Origin of the sequence: Mycolicibacter sinensis, assembly GCF_001673565.1 — a bacterium.
GTDB classification, from domain to species: domain Bacteria; phylum Actinomycetota; class Actinomycetes; order Mycobacteriales; family Mycobacteriaceae; genus Mycobacterium; species Mycobacterium sinense_C.
The window spans coordinates 40559-66619 of record NZ_LZMF01000143.1 but is presented as its reverse complement, the minus strand read 5'-3'; the positions used below and the strand labels follow the sequence as shown (position 1 = coordinate 66619).

The 26061-nt window shown below is 68.7% G+C and carries 23 protein-coding genes; 4 read left to right on the top strand and 19 right to left on the bottom strand.

From position 1 onward, the window contains the following. Positions 1–174 precede the first annotated feature (174 nt). Genes A5648_RS21410 through mqo form a run of 3 tightly spaced genes read right to left on the bottom strand, consistent with a single transcriptional unit; the run spans position 175 to position 4497 of the window. Positions 175–1755 (bottom strand): MFS transporter, encoded by a 1581-nt coding sequence (locus A5648_RS21410; protein WP_082966625.1) that lies wholly within the window; start codon positions 1753–1755, stop codon positions 175–177. 33 nt (positions 1756–1788) lie between these two features. Further along, positions 1789–3006: a uroporphyrinogen-III C-methyltransferase gene (gene cobA / locus A5648_RS21405; RefSeq protein WP_065026488.1), complete on the bottom strand. Its 1218-nt coding sequence runs from the start codon at positions 3004–3006 to the stop codon at positions 1789–1791. Between the two features lie 9 nt (positions 3007–3015). Then, positions 3016–4497 (bottom strand): malate dehydrogenase (quinone), encoded by a 1482-nt coding sequence (gene mqo / locus A5648_RS21400; RefSeq protein WP_082966624.1) that lies wholly within the window; start codon positions 4495–4497, stop codon positions 3016–3018. A 41-nt stretch (positions 4498–4538) separates the two neighbouring features. On the opposite strand from mqo, the gene mtr reads away from it, so the two are divergent. After that, on the top strand, positions 4539–5918 hold the full coding sequence (gene mtr, locus A5648_RS21395; protein WP_065026486.1) for a mycothione reductase: 1380 nt from the start codon (positions 4539–4541) through the stop codon (positions 5916–5918). Positions 5919–5928: 10 nt separating this feature from the next. Further along, a complete protein-coding gene (locus tag A5648_RS21390) occupies positions 5929–7725 on the top strand; it encodes an acyl-CoA dehydrogenase (RefSeq protein WP_065026485.1) in 1797 nt (598 codons plus the stop codon). Positions 7726–7742: 17 nt separating this feature from the next. Here A5648_RS21390 and A5648_RS21385 read toward each other — a convergent pair whose 3' ends face one another. After that, positions 7743–8360: a TetR/AcrR family transcriptional regulator C-terminal domain-containing protein gene (locus A5648_RS21385; protein ID WP_065026484.1), complete on the bottom strand. Its 618-nt coding sequence runs from the start codon at positions 8358–8360 to the stop codon at positions 7743–7745. 56 nt (positions 8361–8416) lie between these two features. Here A5648_RS21385 and A5648_RS21380 point away from each other — a divergent pair, with 56 nt between their 5' ends. Together A5648_RS21380 and A5648_RS21375 are read left to right on the top strand one after the other, a co-directional pair. Beyond that, positions 8417–9145: a class I SAM-dependent methyltransferase gene (locus A5648_RS21380; RefSeq protein ID WP_109470882.1), complete on the top strand. Its 729-nt coding sequence runs from the start codon at positions 8417–8419 to the stop codon at positions 9143–9145. Between the two features lie 216 nt (positions 9146–9361). After that, positions 9362–10033: a hypothetical protein gene (locus tag A5648_RS21375; RefSeq protein ID WP_065026483.1), complete on the top strand. Its 672-nt coding sequence runs from the start codon at positions 9362–9364 to the stop codon at positions 10031–10033. Between the two features lie 4 nt (positions 10034–10037). On the opposite strand, the gene A5648_RS21370 is transcribed toward A5648_RS21375, so the two are convergent. From A5648_RS21370 to A5648_RS21300, 15 genes are all read right to left on the bottom strand, one after another. Next, entirely contained in the window at positions 10038–10814 is a 777-nt protein-coding gene (locus tag A5648_RS21370) for a 3-oxoacyl-ACP reductase (RefSeq protein ID WP_065026482.1), read from the bottom strand. Further along, positions 10815–12176 (bottom strand): aldehyde dehydrogenase family protein, encoded by a 1362-nt coding sequence (locus A5648_RS21365; RefSeq protein ID WP_065026481.1) that lies wholly within the window; start codon positions 12174–12176, stop codon positions 10815–10817. Continuing rightward, positions 12173–12874 carry a gamma-glutamyl-gamma-aminobutyrate hydrolase family protein gene (locus tag A5648_RS21360; RefSeq protein WP_065026480.1) on the bottom strand — a complete coding sequence of 234 codons (702 nt, stop codon included), beginning with the start codon at positions 12872–12874 and terminating at the stop codon, positions 12173–12175. Before A5648_RS21360 ends, A5648_RS21365 begins: the two co-directional genes overlap by 4 nt. 13 nt (positions 12875–12887) lie before the next feature. Beyond that, entirely contained in the window at positions 12888–14252 is a 1365-nt protein-coding gene (locus A5648_RS21355; RefSeq protein WP_065026479.1) for a glutamine synthetase family protein, read from the bottom strand. 63 nt (positions 14253–14315) lie between these two features. After that, entirely contained in the window at positions 14316–16055 is a 1740-nt protein-coding gene (locus A5648_RS21350) for an AMP-binding protein (protein ID WP_065026478.1), read from the bottom strand. An 89-nt stretch (positions 16056–16144) separates the two neighbouring features. Then, positions 16145–16708 (bottom strand): alpha/beta fold hydrolase, encoded by a 564-nt coding sequence (locus A5648_RS21345; RefSeq protein ID WP_065026477.1) that lies wholly within the window; start codon positions 16706–16708, stop codon positions 16145–16147. Between the two features lie 72 nt (positions 16709–16780). Beyond that, positions 16781–17638 carry a type I methionyl aminopeptidase gene (map, locus tag A5648_RS21340; RefSeq protein WP_065026476.1) on the bottom strand — a complete coding sequence of 286 codons (858 nt, stop codon included), beginning with the start codon at positions 17636–17638 and terminating at the stop codon, positions 16781–16783. A gap of 102 nt (positions 17639–17740) precedes the next feature. Then, the gene (locus tag A5648_RS21335) at positions 17741–18334 is read right to left on the bottom strand and encodes a DUF1707 SHOCT-like domain-containing protein (RefSeq protein ID WP_065026475.1); all 594 of its coding nucleotides are present in this window, start codon (positions 18332–18334) and stop codon (positions 17741–17743) included. 34 nt (positions 18335–18368) lie between these two features. After that, positions 18369–20171: a penicillin-binding transpeptidase domain-containing protein gene (locus A5648_RS21330; RefSeq protein ID WP_065026474.1), complete on the bottom strand. Its 1803-nt coding sequence runs from the start codon at positions 20169–20171 to the stop codon at positions 18369–18371. Between the two features lie 166 nt (positions 20172–20337). Next, positions 20338–21189, bottom strand: a complete 852-nt coding sequence (locus A5648_RS21325; protein ID WP_065026473.1) for a GNAT family N-acetyltransferase — start codon at positions 21187–21189, stop codon at positions 20338–20340. A 55-nt stretch (positions 21190–21244) separates the two neighbouring features. Next, positions 21245–22408: a flavodoxin-dependent (E)-4-hydroxy-3-methylbut-2-enyl-diphosphate synthase gene (gene ispG / locus A5648_RS21320; RefSeq protein WP_065026472.1), complete on the bottom strand. Its 1164-nt coding sequence runs from the start codon at positions 22406–22408 to the stop codon at positions 21245–21247. Positions 22409–22421: 13 nt separating this feature from the next. Next, positions 22422–23639, bottom strand: coding sequence for a M50 family metallopeptidase (locus tag A5648_RS21315; RefSeq protein WP_065026471.1), 1218 nt, complete (start codon positions 23637–23639; stop codon positions 22422–22424). After that, positions 23636–24817, bottom strand: a complete 1182-nt coding sequence (gene dxr, locus A5648_RS21310; RefSeq protein WP_428844367.1) for a 1-deoxy-D-xylulose-5-phosphate reductoisomerase — start codon at positions 24815–24817, stop codon at positions 23636–23638. Before dxr ends, A5648_RS21315 begins: the two co-directional genes overlap by 4 nt. A gap of 19 nt (positions 24818–24836) precedes the next feature. Further along, complete coding sequence (locus tag A5648_RS21305; protein ID WP_065026470.1) at positions 24837–25238, bottom strand: VOC family protein; 402 nt, start codon at positions 25236–25238, stop codon at positions 24837–24839. Next, entirely contained in the window at positions 25192–26028 is an 837-nt protein-coding gene (locus A5648_RS21300; RefSeq protein ID WP_065026491.1) for a helix-turn-helix domain-containing protein, read from the bottom strand. Before A5648_RS21300 ends, A5648_RS21305 begins: the two co-directional genes overlap by 47 nt. Positions 26029–26061 lie beyond the last annotated feature (33 nt).

The following is a 26061-nucleotide window of genomic DNA, read 5'->3' as shown; positions in this document are numbered from 1 at the left end:
GACGTAGCCGGCCCGGATCAGCAGCTTGTGGCTGGGCACTTCGGCATCGGCGGGGTCATCGCGCAGGGTGCGCAGGAACAGCTGGGACATCCGGGTGATCACAGGCCGAGAGCCTATCTTTCGCCGTGAGCGGCCGCGGACCCGCATTCGGGGCCGTCCGCGCAGCGCCCGGAGTTACAGGTTGCCCGCGCCGAAGGCGTCCTGCGCGTCCTGCGCGTGCGCGACCTGCTTGGCCGTGTAGCCGATCAGCAACGAGATGGCACCGACCAGCACCGCGACCCCGGCCACCCACAGCAGCCCGTAGGTGTAGCCGGCATCCAGCGCGGCGATCTGAGCGGGGTTCATGGTCTTGACCGGCATGTTGGTGCCGCCGAGGTACAACGTGCGCGAGGTGATGACGGCCTGGATGACCGCGAGCACGATCGGCCCACCGAGGTTCTGCAGCATCAGCGCGATCGCCGACGTCGGGCCGATCTGGTCGAAGCCCACACCGGCGATCGCCGACAGGGTCAACGGCACCACGATCACACCCATCCCGAGACCGCCGAGCACGATCAACATCACGAAGTTCGGGAAGTACGCGATATCCCGGTCGACGGTCGAGCCGTAGATCATCGCCCCCAGCACCACGACGCCGCCGGCGATCACCAGCACCCGCGGCGGGAACCGGCGCACCAACTGGGAGGAGACCCCGAGCCCCACACCCAGCCCGATCACGAACGGGATGAACCCGACCCCGGCGTGCAATGCCGAGTAGCCCATCAGGTCCTGCACGTACAAGCCGATGGTCACGGTGAGGCTGAACAGCACGCCGCCGGCCAGGAAGATCGCGGCGAAGGTGGCCAGCCGGTTGCGGTCGCGGAAGAGACTGAATGGCACCACCGGGTTCTCGGCGGTGCGCTCCACCACGGCGAATGCCAGCAGTGCGGCCACCGCCACCGCGCCGGAGCCGATGGTGAGCACCGACACCCAGCCCGCCTCCGGGCCGATCGTGAAGGCGAACACCGCGGCGGTGCAGCCCAGGGTCGCCAGCAGCGCCCCGGCGGCGTCCAGCTTCATCCGCTCCCGGTTGGTCTCGGTCAGCGCGGTGCGGGCCAGGTAGATCATCAGCACGCCGATCGGGATGTTGATGGCGAACGCCAGCCGCCACGACACCTCGGTCAGTGCGCCGCCGGCCACCAGGCCCAGCACCGAACCGATCGCGGTCATCGCGCCGAACACCGCGGTGGCGGTGTTTCTGGCCGGCCCCTTCGGGAAGGTGGTGGCGATCAGCGCCAGCGCGGTCGGCGAGGCGATCGCCGCGCCGACGCCCTGCAGCAGTCGGGCGATCACCAGGGTCGGGGCGTCCCAGGCCGCCGCGCACAGCACCGAGGCGATGGTGAACAGCGCGACGCCGCTGATGAAGGTGCGCTTGCGGCCGATAGTGTCGCCGAGCCGGCCGCCGAGCAGCATCAGGCCGCCGAAAGTCAGCACGTAGGCACTGATCACCCAGCCGCGGCCGGCGTCGGACAGGCCCAGGTCATCCTGGATCTTAGGAAGCGCGACGATCGCGACGGTGCTGTCCATCGTGGCCAGCAACTGCATACCGCCGATGGCGATCACGGCGTAGATGAACCGACGAGACGGCAGCAAAGACGACACCAATCTGCTGGTCCGGCTCACGAGGGCCGAGCCGTGACGCCCCGGGGGTTCCGCTCCGGCGGTATCCGCCGGCCACTGCGCAGTCGCCCGTCCTGCATCATCAAGAGCAGTCATAGCTGGCTACCCTACAGTAATATTAAGAGATGTTTAAACCCCGAAGCCCGCGACCGCTCCGATAACGACAATTGCGGGAGGTCGGATCCCCTCCGCGCGGATTTTCTCGGGCGCGTCGGCCAGCGTGGCTCGGAGCGTGTGCTGGGCGGGTGTGGTGCCGTGCTGGACCACCAGCACCGGAGTATCGGCAGGTCGGCCGCCTTTTTGCAGCACCGCGCTGAACTGCTCGATGCGTTCGACGGCCATCAGCAGCACGATGGTTCCGCGCATCGCGGCCAGCGCATCCCAATTCACTAACGATTCGGGGTCGTCGGGCGCGACATGCCCGCTGACCACTACGAATTCGTGGTTCACGGCGCGGTGGGTAACCGGAACCCCGGCCTGCGCCGGCACCGCGATGGCACTGGTCACACCGGGCACCACCGTCACCGGGATCCCAGCTTCGGCGCAGGCCAGCACCTCCTCGTAGCCGCGGGCGAACACGAACGGGTCGCCGCCCTTGAGTCGCACCACGAACTTGCCGGCTGTGGCGCGGTCGATCATCAGGGCGTTGATGGCGTCCTGGGCCATCGCCCGCCCGTAGGGGATCTTGGCGGCGTCGACGACCTCGACGTGCGGCGCCAGCTCGGCGAGCAGTTCCGGCGGCGCGAGCCGGTCGGCCACCACGACGTCAGCGTGCGAGAGCATGCGCCGGCCGCGCACCGTGATCAGTTCCGGATCGCCGGGCCCGCCGCCGACCAGTGCCACCCCGCCGCGCACCACATCATCGGGCGCCTCGGCTTCCACGGTGATTGTGCCGTCCTGCAGAGCCTCGCGGATCGCCGAACGAATCGCCGCCGACCGGCTGTGCTCACCCCCGGCCAACACCCCCACCGACAGGCCGGCGTAGCCGAAGGTGGCCGGGGTAACCGCGGAACCCTCGACGGCCAGATCGGCGCGCACGCAGAAGATCTGGCGCCGGTCGGCCTCGGCGACCACGGCGGCGTTCACGTCCGGGTCATCGGTGGCCGCGATCGCATACCAGGCATCGGCCAGGTCCCCGTCCCGGTAGCCGCGCGAGACCAGCGTGATGCCGGGCTTGCGCTCCCCCAGCGCCTCGACCGCCGGGGTGGCGCTGGTGGCGATCACCACCACCTCCGCCCCGCTGTCCACCAGCAGCGGCAGCCGCCGCTGTGCGACGCTGCCCGCGCCCACCACGACCACCTTGCGGCCGGCCAGCCGCAGCCCGACCAGGTATGGGTTCTCCGTCACCCGGTCACTCTAAAGCGGGTCACCGGCCGCCGGGTGCAGCTGCAGCTGTCGGGTTCCCCACTTCCACACCTGCTCGAACAGGGCGGGCTCGTCGGAGAGCCGGGTGCCCAGCGACGGCACCATCTCGGTGAGCCTGGGCAGCCAGCCCGCGAACCGGCCGGCGAAGCAGCGCGCCAGCACCTCGAGCATGGCCGGCACCGCGGTCGACGCCCCCGGGGAGGCGCCGAGTAGCCCCGCGATGCTTCCGTCGGCGGCGCTGACGATCGTGGTGTCGAATTCCAGCCGTCCGGCCCGAACCACCTGGACCCGCTGACCGGCCCGGATCGGCGACCAATCCCGGTCGTAGGCGTCGGGGACGAACTCGCGCAGCGCGTCGATCCGGGCGGAGTGCGGTTGGCGCAGCTGGCCCAGCAGGTAACCGACCAGCTCGCGCTCCCGGATCCCGGCGCCCAGCAGTGAGGCCGCATTGTCCAAGCGGACCGATCTCGGCAGATCGGTGGCCCGCCCGTGCTTGAGGAAGCGCGGTGACCACGCCGCGAACGGCCCGAACAGCAGCCACGACGCGCCATTGACCACCCTGGCGTCCAGGTGCGGCGCGGTCGTCGACGGCGCGTCCGGGGCCGGGGTGCCGTACACCTTCGCGCGGTGGGCGGCGGTGATGTCCGGGGCCCCGCAGCGCAGGAACCGGCCGCCGATGGGAAACCCGCCGAAGCCGCGAGCTTGCGGGATGCCGGCCTTGCGCAGCAGGCCCAGCGTGGCTCCCCCTGCTCCAACGAAGACGAATTTGGCCTTCAGCGTTCGGCTTTCACCGGTGCGGCGGTTGACCAGGCCCAGTGTCCAGCTGCTGTCGGATTCCCGGCCGATGCTGCGCACCTCGTGTCCGAACAGCACCGCGGCGCCGTCGCGGGCCGCGTAGCCGATCAGCTGGGAGGCCAGCGCCCCGAAGTCGACGTCGGTGCCCTGGGGCGCCCAATCCAGGGCCAGCGGGACATCCGCGTTGCGACCCGCGGCCATCAGCGGCAGCCGTGCGGCGAACTCGTCGAAGTCGGTGATGAACTCGGCTCCGGCGAACAGCGGGTTGGACGCCAGCGCGCGATGGCGGCGGCGCAGGTAGTCGACACCAGCGGCGCCATGCACGAAGCTGACGTGCGGGATGGCACGCACGAAGTCGCGCGGTTGCTCCAGCATGCGGTTTTCCACCGCATAGGACCAGAACTGGCGGGTCACCTGGAACTGCTCGTTGACCCGCACCGCCTTGGCGATCTCGATCGAGCCGTCGGGCTGTTGCGGGGTGTAGAACAGTTCGCACAGCCCGGCGTGGCCGGTGCCGGCGTTGTTCCACGGGTCGCTGCTCTCGGCGGCGGCGGCGTCCAACCGCTCCACGACGGTGATCGAGGCCTCCGGCTCCAGCCGGCGCAGTATCGCGCCCAGGGTGGCACTCATGATGCCCGCGCCGATCAGTGCGATGTCGGTGGTGGCGGCGGTGGGCACGGCTCTCAGGCTAATGGGCGGGCACCGTTTAGGCTGACGCCATGGAGAGCTACGACCTGGCCATTATTGGAACCGGTTCGGGCAACAGCATTCTCGACGAGCGGTATGCCGACAAGCGGGTGGCGATCTGCGAGCAGGGCACCTTCGGCGGGACCTGCCTCAATGTGGGGTGCATCCCGACGAAGATGTTCGTCTACGCCGCCGAGGTGGCGCAGACGATCGCCGAGGCGTCCCGCTACGGCGTCGAGGCCCGCATCGAGCGGATTCGCTGGCCCGACATCGTTTCACGGGTCTTCGGTCGCATCGACCCGATCGCCGCCGGAGGCGAGGAGTATCGGCGCAGCCTGGAAGGCGTCGACGTCTACGCCGCGCACACCGGGTTCGGGCCGGTCGGCTCGGACGGCAAGTACCTGTTGCGCACCAGCGACGGGGAGAAGTTCACCGCCACCCAGGTGGTGATCGCCGCCGGAGCGCGAACCTGGATTCCGCCGGTGATCGCCGACAGCGGGGTGCGCTACTACACCAGTGACGACGTGATGCGCATCCCCGAGCTGCCCGAGCACCTGGTGATCGTCGGCGGCGGCTTCGTGGCCGCGGAGTTCGCCCACGTGTTCTCCGCACTCGGCGTCCGGGTCACCGTGGTGATCCGCAGCGACATGATGCTGCGGCACACCGACGAGACGGTGGCCCAGCGCTACACCGAGGTGGTGGCGCGCAAGTGGGATCTGCGGGCGCGACGCGAAGTGACCGGTGCCCGCAATGTCGGTTCGGGTGTCGAGCTGCAGTTCGACGACGGGTCACTGGTGCGTGCCGATGCACTGCTGGTGGCCACCGGCCGGGTGCCCAACGGGGATCTGCTCGACGCCGAACAGGCCGGGGTCGACGTCGCAGCCGGCCGGGTGATAGTCGACGAGTACCAACGAACCAGCGCGCCCGGGGTTTTCGCGCTCGGCGACATCTCCTCCCCCTACGAGCTCAAGCACGTGGCCAACCACGAAGCCCGGGTGGTGCAGCACAACTTGTTGTGCGACTGGGACGACACCGCCTCGATGCGGGCCACCGATCACCGCTACGTGCCGTTCGCGGTGTTCACCGATCCGCAGATCGCGGCGGTCGGATTGAGCGAAACTCAGGCCATTGCACAGGGTTTCGACATTTCGGTGAAGGTCCAGGACTACGGTGACGTCGCCTATGGCTGGGCCATGGAGGACACCACCGGGTTCGTCAAGCTGATCGCCGAACGTGGCAGCGGCCGGCTGTTGGGCGCGCACATCATGGGCCATCAGGCGTCGTCGATCATCCAGCCGCTGATCCAGGCGATGAGCTTCGGCCTGACCGCGCCGGAGATGGCCCGCGGCCAGTACTGGATCCACCCGGCACTGCCGGAGGTCGTCGAGAACGCGCTGTTGGGCCTGAAGTGAAAGGATCGCGATGAAGTCCCTTCTGCTGTCGCGGCAAGACCTGGATTTTCTGCTGTTCGACTGGTTGCGGATCGATGAGCTGACCGCGCGCCCCCGGTTCGCCGAGCACTCCCGGGACACGTTCTCCGACGCGCTGGATCTGTGCGAACAGCTGGCGGGTAAATATTTCGCCCCGCACAACAAGAAGAGCGACGCCCACGAGCCCACCTTCGACGGTGAGACCGTCACCGTCATCGGTGAGGTCAAGGAGGCGCTGGCCGCCTGCGCCGACGCCGACCTGATCGGCATGGCGATGGACTACGGGCTGGGCGGGGCGCAACTTCCGATGACGGTGGCCCAGGCCGGTTTCGCCTGGCTGCTGGCCGCCAACGTCAGCACCGCCGGCTATCCGATGCTGACGATGGCCAACGCGAATCTGCTCGCCGAGTTCGGCAGCCCCGAGCAGATCGACGCCTTCGTCAAGCCGATGATCGCCGGCCGCTTCACCGGGACGATGTGCTTGTCGGAGACGCAGGCCGGGTCATCGCTGGCCGACATCACCACTCGCGCCGAGCCGCGCGCCGACGGCACGTTCCGGTTGTTCGGATCGAAGATGTGGATCTCCGGCGGCGACCATGAACTGACCGATAACATCGTCCATCTGGTGCTGGCCAAGATTCCCGGCGGCCCGGCCGGCACCAAAGGCATTTCGCTGTTCATCGTGCCGAAATATCTGGTGGGACCCGACGGACTTGCCGGTGAGCGCAACGACGTCGTACTGGCCGGACTCAACCACAAGATGGGCTACCGCGGCATCACCAACACCGTGCTCAACTTCGGCGAAGGCGGCTACCGACCAGGCGGTGAGCCGGGCGCCGTCGGTTATCTGGTCGGCGAGGAGCACCGCGGGCTGAGCTACATGTTCCGCATGATGAACGAAGCCAGGCTGGGAGTCGGCATGGGCGCGATCGCGCTCGGCTACACCGGCTACCTGAAGTCGCTGGACTATGCCCGCAGCCGGCCCCAGGGCCGGCCGGTATCGGCGAAAGACCCCGCGGCACCGCAGGTTCCGATCATCGAACACGCCGATGTCAAACGGATGCTGCTGGCACAGAAGTCTTACGTCGAGGGGGCGCTCGCTTTGGCGCTGTACTGCGCGCGGCTCGTCGACATCGCGCGCACCGCAGAATCCGACACCGAACGCGAGCACGCCACGGCGCTGCTGGACATCCTGACCCCGGTCGCCAAAAGCTGGCCGTCGCAGTGGTGCCTGGCCGCCAACGACCTGGCGATCCAAGTCCACGGCGGCTACGGCTACACCCGCGAATACGACGTCGAACAGCACTACCGGGACAACCGGCTCAATCCGATCCACGAGGGCACCCACGGCATCCAGAGCCTGGATCTGTTGGGCCGCAAGGTGGTCCAGCACGGCGGGGCGAACCTGGCCGCTGTGCAGCGGGCGATGTCGAACAGTATCGCGGCCGCGCGGCAGGCCGGCGGTGAATCAGCTGACGTCGCAGGGCAACTCGAATCCGTGCTCCAGCGGCTGGTCACGGTCACCGCGGGCATGTTCGGTGCCGGCGATATCGATGCCGCGCTGGCCAACAGCGTCGTCTACCTGGAGGCCTTCGGTCACGTGGTGATCGCCTGGATGTGGCTGGAGCAGCTGCTGGCCACCGCCGGGCGCACCGGCGACTTCTACGACGGCAAGCGCCAGGCCGCCCGGTACTTCTTCCGCTACGAACTGCCCAAGACCGGCCCGCAGCTCGACCTGCTGGAAAGCCTGGACCGCACCACGATCGAGATGCAGCCGGACTGGTTCTGAGTTGGGCCGGGTGACATTCAGCCGAGGGACCCCAGTATCTGGCCGATGCCGAACTTGAATCGGGCGTCGTAGTCCGGCGACACGAAGTCGCCCAGGACCAGGTGCAGGCTGGGGTATTCCGCGTCGTCCACGACATCGCTGAGGTTGTGCGGTAGCCCATCGGTTGCGCGCTGCTCCTCTTGGACCAGGCCCAGGGTGAAGTAGAAGAGATTCCACGCCGTCCACGCCGCGGACTGGTTCGTGGCACCGCTCGTGAGCAGGACACCCACCAGCCGATCACCGAATGCCAGCGTCGACGGCAAAGCCGGGAATGTTCCGGCGACGACCAGCGCGCCATCACGGTGACCCAGCATGGCCTGCCGCAATCGCCCCAGCAACGTTGCCGCCCGCCGTTGCCACGTGCCCCGCAGCGGACCCAGTTCAACCTCTGCCACAACGGCGTCAGCCATGAGCTCCAGCAGCCGGCGCTTGGCGCCGATATGCCACATCACGGTGTTCATGCTGACATCGAGTTTCGCGGCGATCGCACGCGTCGAAAGCTTCGCGATGCCCTGTTCGTCCAATACGTCGAAAGCAGTCCGGACGACGTCCTCGATGCTGAGCCCGGGCCGCGCCCCGCCTTGCGCCTTGGTCACTGACCAAGTATACCCGAGGGAGATCATTCTTGGTCACCGATAGAGAGCAGGCGTTCATGCAGACCGACCCGACCTTCGAGGCGATGTATCGCGAAGAGCAGGCGATCGCGGGAGTAGTTCCGTGGGACATCGGCGGCCCGCAGCCGGTGGTGCAAGACCTCGTCGCCCACGGCGCGCTACGTGGAGAAGTGCTGGACCCCGGCACCGGCCCCGGACACCACGCGATCTATTTCGCTTTGCAGGGGTGTTCAGCGACCGGCATCGACGCCTCACCGGCAGCGATCGAGCACGCCAGACGCAATGCGGAGCGCAACGGGGTGTCAGTGGACTTCCAGGTGGCCGATGCGACCCGGCTCGATGAATTCGAAGGCCGATTCGGCACTGTCGTCGACAGCGCGTTCTACCACGTGTTCGCCCATGACGAGCAGATGCAGGCGCGCTACATTCGGGCGCTGCACCGGGCCACCGCATCCGGTGCGCGGTTGTTCATGTTCGAGCTGGGACGCCACCACGTCAACGGATTGCGGTTCGACGGCTTGCCCGCCGACAACTTCGAGCGGCTGCTCGGCGCCAACGGCTGGCGCCTAGACCACCTGGGGACTTCCACCTATGTCGGCACATTCGGCCCTCGGGCGGTGGACATCCTCGCGCAGCTGGATTCCGACGACGGCGTGGCGCCGCAGATGAAGTCGCTGCCCGATCAGCTGACGGCGCTGGCACCGCTGCTGGAGGACCATCGCGTCCATCTCCCGGTGTGGTCGGTAGCCGCCACCCGACTGGACTGAGCGCCAGCCCGGTTGTCACTGGGATCACTTGTGTCACTGTGGTTTTGCCTGTGGAGGGATTCTGCGGCTTGTCGGTGCGCGCCGCTACTATTAGCACATGTGTTTGAATGGCCGGGAGGAGATCACGACGTGTTCGACGTGCTGACCGCTGACCTGGATCGGGCACTGGAGACGTGCCCTAGCCACTGTCGGTAGCCTGCCGTAGCGTCCAGCGGCATGAATACCGATGTGTTGACCGCCGATTTCGTCGCAGAAGAATTCCGGTATGTCACAGCGGCCGGCGAGAAACGCCGGGCCGCGTTTCCGGCAAAGGACTTCGTTCCTGGCCTCAAGGACATCACGGTTCCCGGCCTCAATGACCTGGCAAGCCTTCTCGCGTCGGCTCGCGGTTGGGCAGACGTCGGCGGTCAGGACGAATGGTGGCGCATCACGTTCGATGAACACATGATCGAGACGGATTCAGCAGACATCCCGAACACCATCACCTTCCAGCTGACACGTCATAACCCGCGCACCGACTTCGGTGCGTACCTGGCGCTCCGGGGTGAGGACCCGGCCCTGTGGGTCTACGGCCGCACCGGAAGTAGCCAGGGCGAAGAGAAGCTTTCACACGTCAGCAATCCGATGGTTGGTTTACGGCTGATGTGGGAGTCGATCGCGTTGTGCATCGGAGAGGGTGCGAGAGAGGGGTTTATGGCGGACACAGGCTCCTGGCTGATGCGCGTGATCTACCGAAAAAACGGCGAGAACGAGTTTGATTTCCGTACCCCGTGCCGGTTTGAGAAACCCGCAGAGTGGGCGCCGAGTTGGGAAGCCGTGGATCGCCCCGTCCGGAGATGCGTCGCCAGGGTTGGTCGCCGCCAGCACGGGCACGCCGACGGGCCTTAACCGCTTACAGCGGCGTCACATACGCCGAGCTGATCCCGCCGTCCACCAGGAACGTCGAGCCGGTGATGAAGGAGGCGTCATCGCTGGCCAAAAACGCCACCGCGGCCGCGATCTCCTCCGGCTCGGCGAACCGGCCCACCGGTACGTGCACCAGCCGGCGCGCGGCGCGCTCCGGGTCGGCGGCGAACAGCTCCTGCAGCAGCGGGGTGTTCACCGGCCCGGGGCACAGCGCGTTGACCCGGATACCCTGCCGGGCGTACTGCACCCCGAGCTCCCGCGACATGGCCAGCACGCCGCCCTTTGAGGCGGTATAGGAGATCTGCGAGGTCGCCGAACCCATCACCGCCACGAAAGACGCGGTGTTGATGATCGAGCCGCGCCCGGCCGGCGTCATGTGCCGCAGCGCCGCCCGGCAGCACAGGTACACCGATTTCAGGTTGACGTCCTGAACCCGTTGCCACGCCGGCAATTCGGTGTTTTCGATCAAGTCGTCATCCGGCGGCGAGATCCCGGCGTTGTTGAAGGCGATGTCCACCGCGCCGAACGTCGCCGCCGCGGTGTCGAACAGCGCGTCGACCTGCTCCTGATCCGAGACGTCGACCGGCACGAACAGACCGTCCAACTCGTCGGCGACCGCGGCGCCCGTCGATGGATCGAGGTCACCGACCACGATGCGGGCGCCCTCCGAGCGCATCCGCCGGGCGGCAGCCAGGCCGATTCCCCCGCCCGCACCGGTCACCACGGCAACCCGCCCCGCCAGACGTTGCGTCAGATCGGTCACTCACATCTCCTTTACTGCGATGAATACGTTCTTGGTGTCGGTGAAGGCCAGCGGGGCATCCGGCCCCAGCTCCCGGCCCAGCCCGGATTGTTTGAAACCCCCGAACGGGGTGTTGAACCGCACCGAGGAATGCGAATTCACCGACAGATTCCCGGCTTCCACCGCCCGCGACACCCGAAGCGCCCTCGACAGGTCATCGGTCCAGATCGAGCCCGACAGCCCGTACACGGTGTCGTTGGCCAGCGCCACCGCATCGGCTTCGTCCTCGAACGGCAACACCGTCACCACCGGGCCGAAGATCTCCTCGGTGACGGACCGGTCGGTGGCCGCCGGGGTCAGCACCGTCGGCGGGAACCAGAACCCGGGGCCGGCCGGCGCCTGACCGCAGAACGCGACCGGTGCGTCGTCGGGCACATAGGAGGCCACCTTGTCCCAGTGCGGCTGCGACACCAGCGGACCCATCTCGGTGTCGCGGGAGGCCGGGTCGCCGACCACAACACCGGACACCGCGGGCTCGAGCAGCTCCATGAACCGGTCATACACGCTGCGCTGCACCAGAATCCGGCTGCGGGCGCAGCAGTCCTGCCCGGCGTTGTCGAATACGCCGTAGGGCGCGGTCGCCGCCGCACGCTCCAGATCACAGTCGGCGAACACGATGTTGGCGCTCTTGCCCCCGAGCTCCAACGTGACCCGCTTGATTCCGGCCGCCGCGGCGGTCAGCACCCGGGTGCCGGTGACGGTGGAACCGGTGAACACGACCTTGGCCACATCCGGATGGGTGACCAGTCGCTCGCCCACCACCGCACCCGGGCCGGGCAGCACCTGCAGAAGGTCCGGCTCCAAACCCGATTCGACGGCCAACTCGCCCAGCCGGATGGTGGTCAGCGGAGTCCACTCGGCGGGCTTGATCAACACCGCGTTGCCGGCGGCCAGCGCCGGGGCGAAGCCCCATGCGGCGATCGGCATCGGGAAGTTCCACGGGGTGATGATCCCGACGACGCCGAGCGGCTCGTGGAAGGTCACGTCCAGCCCGCCGGCCACCGGTATCTGCTGACCCGACAGTCGTTCCGGGCTGGCCGCGTAGAACTGCAGCACGTCGCGGACATGCCCGGCTTCCCATTCGGCGGCCGACACCGGGTGTCCGGCGTTGGTCACCTCCAGTGCGGCCAGCTCGCCGATGTGGGCGTCGACGGTAGCGGCGAAGGCGCGCAGCGCTGCCGCGCGGTCGGCCGGCGCCAGTCGCGCCCACCGCTTCTGCGCTGCCTGCGCCCGGCGCACCGCGTCGTCGACGGCCGCGACGTCGACATGCTCGACGGAAGTGAACACCGCCCCGGTAGCCGGGTTGATGAGATCAGTACTCATGCATACCTTTCCGCCGCGCCCACGATCGCGGTGAACAGCCGCAGATCATCCAGCGACGCCTCGGGATGCCACTGCACCGCGACAACGAAATTCTCCCCGGGAAGCTCGATCGCCTCGATGCAACCGTCGTCATCACGCGCGCTGACGACCAGCTTGTCACCCAGCTCGGCGATCGCCTGATGGTGGTAGCACTGCACCTGGCAGGTCTCACCGACCAGCTCGGCCAGTCGGGTACCGGCCACGGTGCGCACCGGCATCGGGGTGAACACGCCGTTGCCGGCCCGGTGCCCGTTGTTGCCGAGTACGTCGGGCAGATGCTGGTGCAACGTGCCGCCGAGCGCGACATTGAGCACCTGGGCGCCGCGGCAGATACCCAGCACCGGGAGCCCGCGCCGCAGCGCCTCGGCCAGCAGCGCAAACTCCCAGGCATCCCGCGTGGTGTCGGGCCGATCGGTTTCGACGTGCGGCGCCTGGCCGTAACCGGCGGGGTCGAGATCCCTGCCGCCGGTGATCACCAGGCCGGAAACACCGTCGAGCACCCGTGCGGCGATCTCGGGCGTCACCGGCTGCGGCGGCAGCAGCACCGCAATACCGCCGGCGGCGGTGATGCCCTCGAGGTAGTCGGCGGGCAGCAGGCCCGCGCGCACATCCCAGACGCCGGTCTGCGCCCGGTCGAGGTAGGTGGTCAGGCCGACCACCGGACGGTCGGGTTCAGAACCGTTCAAATCCGCGAACCCTCTCCCAGTCGGTCACCGCGGTGTTGAACGCGTCCAACTCAACTCGCGCACCGTGCAGGTAATGAGCGACGACGTCGTCGCCGAAAGCCTTGCGCGCCATCGCCGATTCGGCGAACGCGTCGGCGGCCTCGGCCAGCGTCGACGGCAGATGCGGTAACCCGGCATGGTAGGCGTCACCTTCGACCGGGTCGGGCAATTCCAGCTCGTTGTCGATTCCGTGCAGGCCGGCCGCGATCAGGGCCGCCACCGCCAGGTAGGGGTTCACGTCGCCGCCGGGGACCCGGCACTCCATCCGCAGCGAGTCGCCGCGGCCGATCACCCGCAAGGCGCAGGTGCGATTGTCCAGACCCCAGCCGATCACTGTGGGAGCGAAACTGCCGCCGACGAATCGTTTGTAGGAGTTGATGTTCGGCGCGTAGCACAGCGTCAGCTCGGACAAGGTGGCCAGCACGCCGGCCAGGAAACTGCGGAACATCGCCGACATGCCGTGTGGCGCAGCCGGGTCGGCGAACACCGCGGATCCGTCCGTGCTGCGCAAGGAGAGGTGCACATGGCAGCTGTTGCCCTCGCGTTGGTCGAACTTCGCCATGAACGTCAGGCTCTTGCCGTGCTGGTCGGCGATCTCCTTGGCGCCGCTCTTGTAGACGCTGTGGTTGTCGCAGGCCACCAGCGCCTCGTCGTAGCGGAAGGTCATCTCCTGCTGGCCGGTGTGGCACTCCCCCTTGACGCCCTCACAGCGCATGCCCGCGCCGGTCATGCCCAGGCGGATGTCACGCAGCAGCGGCTCCAGCCGGGTGCCGGCGACCAGGCCGTAGTCGGCGTTGTAGTCCGTGCCCGGTGTCAGGCCGCGATAACCGCCGGCCCACGCCTGCCGGTAGCTGTCGTCGAAGACCAGAAATTCCAGTTCCGTTGCGGCGTAAGCGACCAGCTCGCGCTCGGCCAGCCGCGCGAGCTGCGCGGCCAGGATCTGGCGAGGCGACACCGCCACCGGGTTGCCATCGGGCCAGTAGGCGTCGGCGAGCACGTGGGCGGTGCCGGGCAGCCACGGGATGCGCCGCAGCGTCGCGAAGTCCGGTCGCAGCACCAGATCGCCGTAGCCGGTGCCCCAGTCGGCGATCGGGTAGCCGGGAACGGTGTTCATCTCGACGTCGACCGCCAGCAGATAGCTGCAGCACTCCACGCCGTGCCCGGCGACCTCGTCGAGGAAGTGCTGCGCCGTGACCCGCTTACCGACCAGCCGGCCCTGCATGTCGGTGAGCGCCACCACGACAGTGTCGATCTCGCCGCACCCGACCAGCTGCTGCAGTTCGACCTGGGACAGCATCGCGGGCCGGGTCATTGCGCTCCTTCACCGACGACAGCCCCCCTGACGTTTGAGTGCTGTCAGGTTACCTGCCCGTGCTCAGCCGATCGGCTCCAGCCGACTGAACTGCTGCGACTGGTAGCGCTCAGCGCACGTCGACCGGCGGATCTTGCCGCTGGTGGTGATCGGCAAGGAGCCGGGAGCGACCAGCACGAGGTCGGCCACTCGCACCCCGTGTGACCGCGAAACCGCCGCTGCCACGTCGCGTTTCAGATCCGCCAGCCGCTGCGTTTCCTCCTCTGGAGTGCCGCGGCTCTTGAGCTCGGCGATGACGGCGAGCTGCTCACGACCCTCCCCGCTGACCGGGATGGCAGCGACGCGGCCCCCGGTGAGCTCCTGCACCGTCGCCTCGATGTCGTCGGGGTAGTGGTTTCGGCCGTCGACGATCAACATGTCCTTGATGCGGCCGACGACCAGCAGCTCACCCTCGTGAATGACGCCCAGATCGCCGGTGCGCAACCAAGGTTGGGCGGGTGTGCCGGGGGACGGATCCTCGATCCGCCCGCCGAAGGTGCGTTCGGTCGCCTCCGGGTTGTGCCAGTAGCCGCTGGAGACATTGCCGCCGTGCAACCAGATCTCCCCGACCTGGCCGGGCAGGTTCTCGGTGCGTGTCTCGGGGTCGACGATGCGCGTCGTGCAGGCACGCGGTGGGCCGATGCTGACCAGCTCGGCGCCGGCCGGGCCGGCCTCTGCGACACCGGCTACCAGCTTCTCGTAGTCGAGCCGGAAGGTCACCGGCCGCTTGGCGCGAGGCGCCGACCCGGCGTAGACCATCGCTTCGGCCAACCCGTACGACGGCGCGAGCGCGTTGGAAGGCAGATTGGAGCGGGCGAACCGCTCGTTGAAGCGGCGGATCGTCGCGGCATGGATGCGTTCGCTGCCGCTGAGGATGGTGTGCACGCCGCTCAGGTCGAGCCCGGCCATGTCCTCGTCGGTGGTCCGGCGCGCGGCGAGTTCGAACGCGAAGTTCGGCCCGGCGGTGAACGAGCAGGAGTTGATGGCCAGCTGCTGAATCCAGCGCGCCGGCTTCTGCAGGAAGGCGATCGGGCTCATGATCACGGTGCGGCGGCCCATCAAGACCGCACCCATGATGCCGAGCAGCAGGCCCATGTCATGGTAGAACGGCAGCCAGGACACCAGCGTGGTGTCGGGCGGGGGCGCTCCCCCCTCGTCGACGAAATAGTCCGCCATCACCTGCTCGATGTTGGCGAAGATGTTCCGGTGCGAGACCACGACGCCCCGCGGCGAGCCGGTGGAGCCGGAGGTGTACTGCAGCAGCGCGGTCTTGGTGGTCAGCGCCCCGGCGCCGCTCCATCCGGTGGGCGAGTCGAGGTCGAGCAGGTCCATCTCGATGACCGCCGGCGGACGGCCTCCGATCGCGCCGACGCAGTTCTGGATATCGCCGACCACCGCTGACGTGGTGAGCACCGCGGCCGGTGCGCAATCCTTGAGCGCCCCGGTGACCCGCTCGTCGTGGCTGCCGAACGCCGGCACCGGCAACGGCACCGCGATGCAGCCGGCTTCCATCACCCCGAAGAATCCGACGACGTACTCCAGGCCCTGCGGCGCCAGCAGCGCGACCCGGTCCCCCGGTGAGGCGACCGCGGCCACCTCGACGGCGATAGCCTCGGTGCGCTGCAGCAGCTGCGACCAGGTCAGGGTCTCGGAGTACCCGGCCTGGTCGACCTCGTAGTCGATGAAGGTGAAAGCCAGCTGGTCCGGCCACTGCTCAGCGCGTTGACGCAGCAGTGCCGGTATCGATTGTGCCGACGACAACACTTGAACCCCCCACGTGATCAATCGGTTCTTTTCAGCCGAAGGTCCCCCGACGACGCTCGGCCCTCTGAAAATACTCTTCTTGTCAACCGTTACCAGGTACTGGCCCGCAAAACGATCTCCATCGCGAGTTGCGCGGTGAACTCTTGGGCGCTGCGGCGCCCCGGCAGCATCACCAGGCGGTGTTCGCCGTAGACGAACCGCTGGCTGGCGTCGGCCACCGAGGCCGACGCCCGGGAACTGACCAGAACGGTGGTGTTGATCTCCACCGGTGGGCAGCGTTCGTCGCGGATCGCCCCGCCCAGATCCGGTGCCCGCGGATGCCCCCGATCGAGTACCACCAGGCCGGTGAAGCGGTCCGGGCGCGTCGCCGCCAGCTCCCAGGCATTGTCACCGCCGGTCCGGTCCCCCACGAGTACACCGCACTGGACTCCCAGGGAATCCAGGATCCCGACCACGGACTTGGGCGTCAGCCGCGGGTCGGCGCCGATCACGATGGTGCGCAACGAGGCGGTGTGCAGCCGCTGACAAACCGCGTCGTAGGCGGTGAGCGGGTGCTGGGCGGCTGCGAGCACGACGACGACGGGCCCGTTGTGCGGGCCGGCGATATCGACCGGGATCGGAAACCCGTCGATCGTCATCATCGTGCCAGGCATCTCCGCCACGCTACAGCCAGCGGGCCCGCACCGGGCGGTTTTCGCAGGCCCTCAGCAGCTCACCAGCCACGATTACGTAAGGGTGAGGATCTCGGCGCCGTCGTCGGTGACCAGCAGGGTGTGCTCGAACTGGGCGGTCCACTGGCCGTCGCTGGTGACCACCGTCCAGTCGTCGTCCCAGATCTCGTAGTCCAGGCCCCCGAGGTTGATCATCGGCTCGATGGTGAAGGTCATCCCCGGCTCGATGACGGTGTCGACCTCGGGTTGGTCGTAGTGCAGGACCACCAGCCCGTTGTGGAAGGTCGTCCCGATCCCGTGTCCGGTGAAGTCGCGGACCACGGTGTAGCCGAATCGGTTCGCGTACGCCTCGATCACCCGGCCGATCACCGAGAGCGCACGGCCCGGCTTGACCGCCTTGATGGCCCGCATCGTCGCTTCCCGGGTGCGCTCGACGAGCAGGCGGTGCTCCTCGGAGACGGCTCCGGCCAGAAAGGTGGCGTTGGTGTCGCCGTGGACGCCGTCGATGTAGGCGGTGACGTCGATGTTGACGATGTCACCGTCGGCGATCACCGTCGAGTCGGGGATGCCGTGGCAGATGACCTCGTTGAGCGAGGTGCAGCACGACTTGGGAAAGCCCTTGTAGCCCAACGTCGACGGGTAGGCGCCGTGGTCGACCATGTAGTCGTGGGCGATGCGATCGAGTGCGTCGGTGGTCACCCCCGGCTCGACGGCCTTACCCGCCTCGGCGAGCGCGCCCGCCGCGATCCGGCCCGCCACCCGCATTTTCTCGATCACCTCGGGGGTCTGCACCCACGGCTCGCTACCCTCCGCGGCGGTGGATCGGCCGACGTATTCCGGACGCGGGATCGTCTTGGGGACCGGCAGCGTCGGGGACAGCACGCCGGGGGAAAGCGGGGCACGAACGGGCATCACGCCAGCTTAACGGCCCCGGAGAAAGCGGCGGCTCGGAGTAGATTCGCGCCCCGCGGCTGGGACCGGCTGCTGCGGGCTCAGAACGGCACTGTTCGGGCGCTAGCGGCGCAGCCGGTGCCGGTTGAGCCAGGGCCGCCGGGGGCCCTTGATGTCCACCGAGCCGCACACCACCCGCCCGGTCAGCACCAGGTGCGGGGTGCCTTCGGCGGGTGGGTCGCTACGGCGATCCCGGGCGCTTCCGCCATAGATCTCGACGTCGTCGATCGAGGCGCTCGCGCCGTCGGGCAACCGGATGTCCACGGAGCCGAACCGCATGTCGAGGTCGATGACGACCACCGGCCCGGCGAAGCGCGCCTTGGTGAGGTCGAGGTCGACCGAGCCCAGGCGGCGCACCAACGCCAACCGGGTGGGCACGATCCATTCGCCGTGCCGCTTGAGCGAGCCGGCCCAGCCGCGCAGTTCGACCCGGTCGGCCGCCGAGGTGACGATGGCACGCGGCCCGGGCAGGTCCCCGATCAGCGTGTCGAGGTCCGAGCGCATCCGGGCCTGCGAGACCTGGGCGGCCCGCTCCTCGAATTCGCCGATGTCGATCAGCCCGAGGGAGACGGCGTTGTGCAGGCGGCGCAGCGTCCCGTTGCGGTCGGCATCCGAGATGCGCAGCACCGCCGCCACGTCGTCATCAGTGCCCGTCATGGCTTCTCAACTTACCGCCGTACGCAGCCTCGCGTCAGAGTAGGAAGTTGTCCGGCAGCGAGTCGAACATCACCTTGGTCATCCGCACCGCGTACTGCGAGCTGCCGCCGCCGACGATCAGGGCGGCGAAGGCCAGGTCGCCCCGGAAGCCGGCGAACCAGGAATGCGATCCGCCGGCGAACTCGGCCTCCCCGGTCTTGCCGAACACCGGCCCGCAGCCGGCGATGTCGCGCGCGGTGCCGTCGGTGACCACCAGCCGCATCATCTGGCGCAGACCGTCGAGCATCTCGGTGCTCACCGGCGGAACCGCCGGGCTGTTGACCGCGGTGGGCCGTCCTTGGATCAATCGGGGCACCGGGGTCTTGCCGGCGGCGACCGTCGCCGCGGCCAGGGCGACACCGAACGGGCTGGCCAGCACCTTGCCCTGGCCGAACCCGTCCTCGGTGCGTTCGGCCAGATCCACCGTCGGCGGCACCGAACCGGTGACGGTGGTGATGCCGTCCACCAGGTAGTCCACCCCGATCCCGTAGCGGCTGGCCGCCTGCGACAGCGCCCTCGGCGGCATCCGGCTGGCCAGCTCGGCGAACGTGGTGTTGCAGGAGTTGGCGAACGCCCGCGACATGGACACCAGGCCGAGGTCGAACCCGCCGTAGTTGGGGATGGTGCGCTGGCCGATGTCGAGTTCGCCGGGACAGCCCACCATCGAGTTCGGTGAGGCCATGTCGCGTTCGATGGCCGCACCGGCGGTGACCATCTTGAACGTCGACCCGGGCGGGTACAAGCCGGTGGTCGCGACCAAGCCGTCGGCGTCGGCAGCGGTGTTCTGCGCGACCGCGAGCAGCTCGCCGGTCGACGGTTTGATCACCACCATCATCGCCTTGTCGCCGCGGGTGTTGACCGCGTTCTGGGCGGCGCGCTGCACCGATCGGTCCAGGCTGATCGTCAGCGACGGCGCCGGGGACGGGTCCACCTCGTTCAGCACCGCGACGTCGACACCGTTCTGGTTGACGCTGACCACGCGCCAGCCCGCCTCGCCCTCGAGTTGAGCCGAGACGGTTTTCTTGACCTCGCCGATGAGCACCGGCGCGAAGCGGTCGTCGGTGGGCAGCAGGTCGGCATGCGGGGTGATCACCACCCCGGGCAGGTGGGCGATGGCGGTTTCGACGCGATCGTGGTCGTTCTTGCGCAGCGTGATCAGATCCAGCGGGGTGACCGAGGAGCTGGCCTGCTCGGCGAGCCACTGCGGATCGCCCAGGGTGTCGTCGAACGGTCGCAGCGCGTTGATCACCGCCTGCGCGGTGTGCATCAGGTTCTTCCCGGCCCGGCCGGCGTCCAGTTCGTAGTGGTAGACGTAGCCGGGCACCAGCACGTCGGTGCCGCCGGCCTCGTTGACCGAGGCCCGCCGCGGCGGGTCGGCCCGCAGCGCGAAGGTCTGGTGTTCCCCCAGCCGGGGGTGCAGGCCGGTGGCCGTCCAGCGGACCGCCCAGTGGCCTTCGTTGCGCACCATCTTGAGCTGACCGTCATACGACCAGGTCCGGTTCTTCGGCAGCTGCCAGGTGTAGCGGTAGGACACCGTGCCGGTGTCGTCGTTGTAGCGCGCGCCCAGCACCTGCGCGTCGAGGTGCTCGGCCTGCAATCCGGCCCAGGCGGCGTTAAGGGCGCTGCGGGCGGTCGAGGGGTCATCACTGAGCTCGGCGGCGGTCGCGGTGTCACCGGTGGCCAACGCGGCGAAGAACCGCTCGGCGGTGGGCGCCGGCCCGTCCGGGCGGGGGGTGCACCCGGCCAGGGCGAGCACGATCAGCAGGACAGCTGATACTGATGTTGTTTTTGTTGCCATTGGTGCCGATGTTACGAAACGGACACGGGCTAGGCCCGGAGGCGCACCGTGACCGAATGTGATCACGCCGATCTCGCGCCGAGCGTGCATCCATTGCGAAGACCACGCTGATTTTTCGCAGAGATTGCACGTTCGGCGCGCCGGGCGCCCGTCGCACGCGCCGCGCTCAGTCCAGCAGCACGGTGGCAAAGGTGCCGGCCCGGGTGAACCCGACCCGCTCGTAGGCGGCGCGGGCCACCGCGTTGAAATCGTTGACATACAGGCTGGCGATGCGCCCGGTGCCGACGATCACCCCGGCCAGCATGGCGGTGCCGCTGGAGCCCAGGCCCTGCCCCCGTCGATCCGGATGCACCCAGACGCCCTGGATCTGGCCCACTGTCGGCGACTGCGAACCCACTTCGGCCTTGAACACCACCTCGCCGCGCTCGAAGCGCGCCCAGGCCCGACCCGCTGCGATCAGGTTGGCCACCCGCCGGCGGTAGGCCCGGCCGCCGTCACCGAGCCGCGGATCCACCCCGACCTCGCCGATGAACATGTCGACGGCGGCCACCAGGTACGCGTCGAGCTCGTCCGGGCGTACCTGACGCACCTCCGGATCCATCGGGCAGCCGGGCATAGTGTGCAGCGCCATCAGCGGCTGGCTCTCGCGCACGTCGCGGGCCGGGCCCCAGACGTCGGCGAGGCGCTGCCACATCGGCAATACGAGTTCGGCGCGGCCGACCAGCGACGAACAGCGGCGGATGGCGCTGACCGCCTTGTCGGCGAACGCGGTCAGGTCAGCCGCCGCCCCGCGCAGCGGAATCAGGTTCGGCCCGGCGTAGCACAGTGATTCCTCGACACCGCCGCGCGTCCACAGCTCCCCGCCGATCGCGCGGGGATCGACGCCGTGGTCGGCGACCCGGGCGGCCACCATGCAGGAGCCGACCGGATCCGCATCGAGCACTCGCCAGACCGCCGCGGCGTCACGCACGACGGACACCCGTCGCTGTTCGAGACGAGAATCCGGCGGAGCCGACATGGTGACTCTTTCTTGCGAACTCAACCGCCGCACGCCGTCGGCGGATCGGCTGCGTTCAGCTTACGGCGACGGTGGGCGGGCCGCCGGGAGATGCGCCGTCGCCCATCGCTCCCATTTCTGAGGCCAAGCGCAGCGCCTCCTCGATCAGGGTCTCGACGATCTGCGCCTCGGGAACGGTCTTGATCACCTCGCCCTTGACGAAGATCTGGCCCTTGCCGTTGCCGGAGGCCACCCCCAGATCCGCCTCGCGTGCCTCACCGGGCCCGTTAACCACACAGCCCATCACCGCGACCCGCAACGGGACGTCAAGCCCCTCCAGCCCCGCGGTGACCTCGTTGGCCAGCTTGTAGACGTCGACCTGCGCCCGCCCGCACGACGGACACGACACGATCTCCAGGCCCCGCGGATGCAGGTTGAGCGACTCCAGAATCTGGGTGCCGACCTTGACCTCTTCCACCGGCGGCGCCGACAGGGACACCCGGATGGTGTCGCCGATGCCGCGGGACAGCAGCGCACCGAAGGCCACGGCGGACTTGATGGTGCCCTGAAACGCCGGGCCGGCTTCGGTGACGCCCAGGTGCAGCGGGTAATCGCACTGCTCGGCCAATTGCTCGTAGGCGGCCACCATCACGACCGGGTCGTTGTGCTTGACGCTGATCTTGATGTCGCCGAAGCCGTGTTCCTCGAACAGCGACGCCTCCCACAGCGCCGACTCCACCAGAGCCTCCGGGGTGGCCTTGCCGTACTTGGCCAGAAACCTCCGGTCCAGCGAACCGGCGTTGACGCCGATCCGGATCGGCACCCCGGCGGCGCCGGCCGCCTTGGCGACATCGGCGACCCGGCCGTCGAACTCCTTGATGTTGCCCGGGTTCACCCGCACCGCAGCGCAACCCGCATCGATCGCGGCGAAGATGTACTTCGGCTGGAAGTGGATGTCGGCGATCACCGGCAGCTTGCTCTTTTTGGCGATGATGGCCAGCGCGTCGGCGTCTTCCTGCCGCGGGCAGGCCACCCGCACGATGTCGCAGCCGGCGGTGGTCAGCGCGGCGATCTGCTGCAGCGTCGCGTCGACGTCGTGGGTTTTGGTCGTGCACATCGACTGCACCGAGATCGGGTGGTCGCTGCCCACCCCGACACCGCCAACCATCAGCTGGCGGGTCTTGCGGCGCGGCGCCAAGGTCGGGGCCGGCACCGCCGGCATACCGAGGCCGACGCTCATGAGGGCTCTCCTGTCAAAACAGCCTGATCGGATTGACCAAGTCGGCGGTCACGGTGAGCAGCATGTAGCCGACCACCACTACCAAGACTACGTACGTGGCCGGCATCAGCTTGAGATAGTTCACCGGTGCGGCGGCGACCTTCCCGCGTGCCGACCGGACCACGTTGCGCAGCTTTTCGTAGAGTGCGATCGCGATGTGCCCGCCGTCGAACGGCAGCAGTGGCACCAGGTTGAGCACACCCAGAATGAAGTTCAGCTGCGCCAGGAAGAACCAGAACGCCACCCACAGGCCGTGATCGACGGTGTCGCCGCCGATGATCGAGGCGCCCACCACGCTGATCGGGGTTTCCGGGTCGCGCTCCCCGTTCGGGTTGCCGATCGCGTGCATCAGCGCACCGACCTTGGACGGGATGTTGGCCAGCGACTTGCCCAGCAGCACCGACAGGTCGCCGCTGAAAGCGAAGGTGGCCGGCACCGCCGTCAACGGGTTGTATTGGGTGGGCCCGAACTGGGCGGCCCCCACCCCGATGGCGCCGACGGTGCTGGGTACGGCCGCGCTGTCGCGCCCATCGGCGATCCAGCGCTGGGTCGGGGTCACATCAACGTATTTGGTCAGTTCGGTGCCGTCGCGTTCGACGACGACCGGTGTCACGCCGTGCTGCTTGCGCACGGCGGCGGCCATCTCCTCGAAGGTCGACACGGGCGTGTCGCCGACCTTGACCACCACGTCGCCGGACTGGATGCCGGCCAGCGCCGCCGGACCGGGACCGGCGCAGGGGCCCAGCTCGCCCTTGACGACTTCCGGTGCCACGCAAGCCGTTTCGCCGATGACGGCGGTGGTCGGCGCGTGCAGGTTGGGCAGGCCCCAGATCACCGCGATGCCGTAGACCAGCACCAGGCCGATGATGAAGTTCATCCCGGGCCCGGCGAACAGCACCGCCACCCGCTTCCAGGTCTTCTGCTTGTACATGGCGCGGTCGACTTCGTCGGGCGCCAGTTCCTCCACCGCGGTCATGCCGGCGATGTCACAGAAGCCACCGGCCGGAATCGCCTTGAGGCCGTATTCGGTCTCGCCACGGCGCGTCGACCACAAGGTGGTGCCGAACCCGACGAAATAACGCCGCACCTTCATGCCGGTGGCGCGGGCCACCCACATGTGACCGCATTCGTGCAGCGCCACCGACACCAGGATGGCCAGCGCGAACAGCGCGATGCCGATCGCGAACATCATCGCGTGCTTCCGACCTTTCTCGTAGCTGTCGCCTCGACGGCGCGAGCCGCTCGTTCCTTGGCCCAGCGCTGCGCGTCGAGTACCTCGTCCACGGTAGCGGGTTGTGCCGCCCACTGGTCGGCCGCGGCCAGCACATCGGCGATGGTGTTCACGATCGCGGGAAAGCCGATCCGGCCTTGCAGGAATGCTTCTGCTGCTTCTTCGTTCGCGGCGTTGTAGACCGCGGTCATGCAGCCGCCGATCTGACCGGCGTGGCGGGCCAGCTGAACGGCCGGGAAAACCGCCTGGTCCAGCGGCTCGAATTCCCACGTCGACGCGCTGGTGAAGTCGCAGGCCGCGGCCGCGCCGGGCACCCGGGCCGGCCAGCCCAGGGCCAGCGCGATCGGCAGGCGCATGTCCGGCGGGCTGGCCTGGGCGATCGTCGACCCGTCGGTGAAGGTGACCATGGAATGCACGACCGACTGCGGATGCACGACGACGTCGATGCGGTCGTAGGGCACGCCGAACAGTAGGTGGGTCTCGATGAGCTCGAGTCCCTTGTTCACCAGCGACGCCGAGTTCAGCGTGTTCATCGGGCCCATCGACCAGGTGGGGTGCGCGCCGGCCTGCTCGGGCGTGACACGTTGAAGATCCGCGGCACTCCAGCCCCGGAACGGCCCGCCGGAGGCGGTGAGTACCAGCTTGGCGACCTCGTCGGGCGTGCCGCCCCGCAGGCATTGCGCCAGCGCGGAGTGCTCGGAGTCCACCGGCACGATCTGGCCGGGCTGGGCGGCTTGCAGCACCAGCGGGCCGCCGGCGATCAGCGATTCCTTGTTGGCCAGGGCGAGACGGGCGCCGGTGTCCAGCGCGGCCAGCGTGGGACGCAGTCCCAGGGCGCCGACCAGAGCGTTGAGCACCACGTCGGCCTCGGTGTCCTCCACCAGCCGGGTGACGGCCTCGGGTCCGCGGTAGGGGGCGTCGAGGGCCTCACCGACCTGCGTGTCGGCGACGGCGAGGTTGGCGACGCCGGTCTCGGCGCACTGGGTGGCCAGCAGTTCGGGATGGCCGCCGCCGGCCGCCAGCCCGACCAGCTCGAAGCGATCCGGATTGGCGGCGATGACCTGCAACGCCTGGGTGCCGATCGAACCGGTCGAGCCCAACAACAGGACTTTGGTCCGGCGCCGCGCAGACACACTCACCTGCCCATTGTGCCCGAGATCAGTCGCGTGGTTCCCCGGTGTAGTCGCCGAAGCTGAACAGGTTGCCCTCCGGGTCGCGGACGACGAACTCGCGGGCCCCGTAGTCGGTGCCGGCCAACGGCGACACGACGTCGGCGTTGCGGCTCACGATCCGCTCGTAGAGGCCGTCGGGGTCGGCGGTGACGATGTAGCCGCCGGCGGTGCCAGGCTCACGGCACCAGTCGTTGCCGGGCTGGTGGCTACCCAGCATGATGCCGCCGGTGCCCTCGGGCCAGAGCAGTTCGGCATGTTTGACCGTGTCGCCGTCGACGCCGTGGCGGGCGGTGACGACGAACCCGAAGGTGTCGACGTAGTAGTCGATGAGTTTGCGAGCGTCATGCGCCTGCAGGGTCAACCAAACGGTCGGATTCGAAGTGGTCATGACACCACTGTGACCTTGCGGCGTGGCCGCCGTCTTGAATGTTTTGGAACTCCTCGGCCAGCCAGACCCCCGGCGGCACACCGGCGAACCGAACGAACTCGCGGGTCAGGTGTGCCTGGTCGGCGTAACCGGCCTCGCCGGCGATACCGGCCAGATCGACACGGCGGCGTCCGCGCGCCGCGTCCGCCATCCGAGCGGTGGCGTATTCGAAGCGCATCAGCAGCGCCACCGCCTTCGGGGTTCGCCCCACCTCGCGGCGGAACAGCGTGGTCAGGTGCCGCTGACTCAGCCCGACCTGGTCTGCGACGACGGCCACCGGCGTGCGCCCCCGGCTGCGCTCCAGCAGATGCCAGGCGTAGGCGACCTCGGGTCGCACGCTGGCGCGGCGCCGGCGGCCGGCCATCAGATATTGCGCAACCAGCGCGAACGCGTCGGGCCACCCGCGGGTGTCGGCAACCCGCTCATGTAGTCGCGCCGACGCGCGGCCCAACACCGGCGCCGCGTCGAAGTCGGTCACGCTCAGCTCGGCGGCCGGTACGCCGAACACCGCCCGCGCGGCCAGCGGGTGCAGGGCCACCTGCACACCGGTCTGTCCGCGGCGCTGCCGCACGTGGCTGGCCTGCTCGTGCAGGCCGCCGAGAATGATCGGAGTCGGCCGCGCCGCCGGCAGCGCGTCGGCGGTCCCGGCGGCTTCGACCCCCTCGTCGAGGCTGACGATGAAGGTCAGGGTCGACGACGGAAGTCCCCGGTGCACGGTCTCGGGGACGTCCAGCGCGCGGTAGCCGACCATCGACGTCACGCCCGGCGCAGTGCGCGGCGGCGC

Bases quoted from the DNA above. Each gene is read 5' to 3' on its own strand.
- A5648_RS21355 (WP_065026479.1), bottom strand. From the start codon at position 14,252: ATGACCCGGCCCGCGATGCTGTCCCAGGTCGAACTGCAGCAGCTGGTC.
- mtr (WP_065026486.1), top strand. From the start codon at position 4,539: ATGGAGAGCTACGACCTGGCCATTATTGGAACCGGTTCGGGCAACAGC.
- A5648_RS21375 (WP_065026483.1), top strand. From the start codon at position 9,362: ATGAATACCGATGTGTTGACCGCCGATTTCGTCGCAGAAGAATTCCGG.
- A5648_RS21305 (WP_065026470.1), bottom strand. From the start codon at position 25,238: ATGACCACTTCGAATCCGACCGTTTGGTTGACCCTGCAGGCGCATGAC.
- A5648_RS21335 (WP_065026475.1), bottom strand. From the start codon at position 18,334: ATGACGGGCACTGATGACGACGTGGCGGCGGTGCTGCGCATCTCGGAT.
- A5648_RS21380 (WP_109470882.1), top strand. From the start codon at position 8,417: ATGCAGACCGACCCGACCTTCGAGGCGATGTATCGCGAAGAGCAGGCG.
- A5648_RS21315 (WP_065026471.1), bottom strand. From the start codon at position 23,639: ATGATGTTCGCGATCGGCATCGCGCTGTTCGCGCTGGCCATCCTGGTG.
- A5648_RS21325 (WP_065026473.1), bottom strand. From the start codon at position 21,189: ATGTCGGCTCCGCCGGATTCTCGTCTCGAACAGCGACGGGTGTCCGTC.
- map (WP_065026476.1), bottom strand. From the start codon at position 17,638: ATGCCCGTTCGTGCCCCGCTTTCCCCCGGCGTGCTGTCCCCGACGCTG.
- A5648_RS21300 (WP_065026491.1), bottom strand. From the start codon at position 26,028: ATGGTCGGCTACCGCGCGCTGGACGTCCCCGAGACCGTGCACCGGGGA.
- A5648_RS21365 (WP_065026481.1), bottom strand. From the start codon at position 12,176: ATGAGTACTGATCTCATCAACCCGGCTACCGGGGCGGTGTTCACTTCC.
- A5648_RS21410 (WP_082966625.1), bottom strand. From the start codon at position 1,755: ATGACTGCTCTTGATGATGCAGGACGGGCGACTGCGCAGTGGCCGGCG.
- A5648_RS21390 (WP_065026485.1), top strand. From the start codon at position 5,929: ATGAAGTCCCTTCTGCTGTCGCGGCAAGACCTGGATTTTCTGCTGTTC.
- A5648_RS21330 (WP_065026474.1), bottom strand. From the start codon at position 20,171: ATGGCAACAAAAACAACATCAGTATCAGCTGTCCTGCTGATCGTGCTC.
- A5648_RS21345 (WP_065026477.1), bottom strand. From the start codon at position 16,708: ATGCCTGGCACGATGATGACGATCGACGGGTTTCCGATCCCGGTCGAT.
- ispG (WP_065026472.1), bottom strand. From the start codon at position 22,408: ATGAGCGTCGGCCTCGGTATGCCGGCGGTGCCGGCCCCGACCTTGGCG.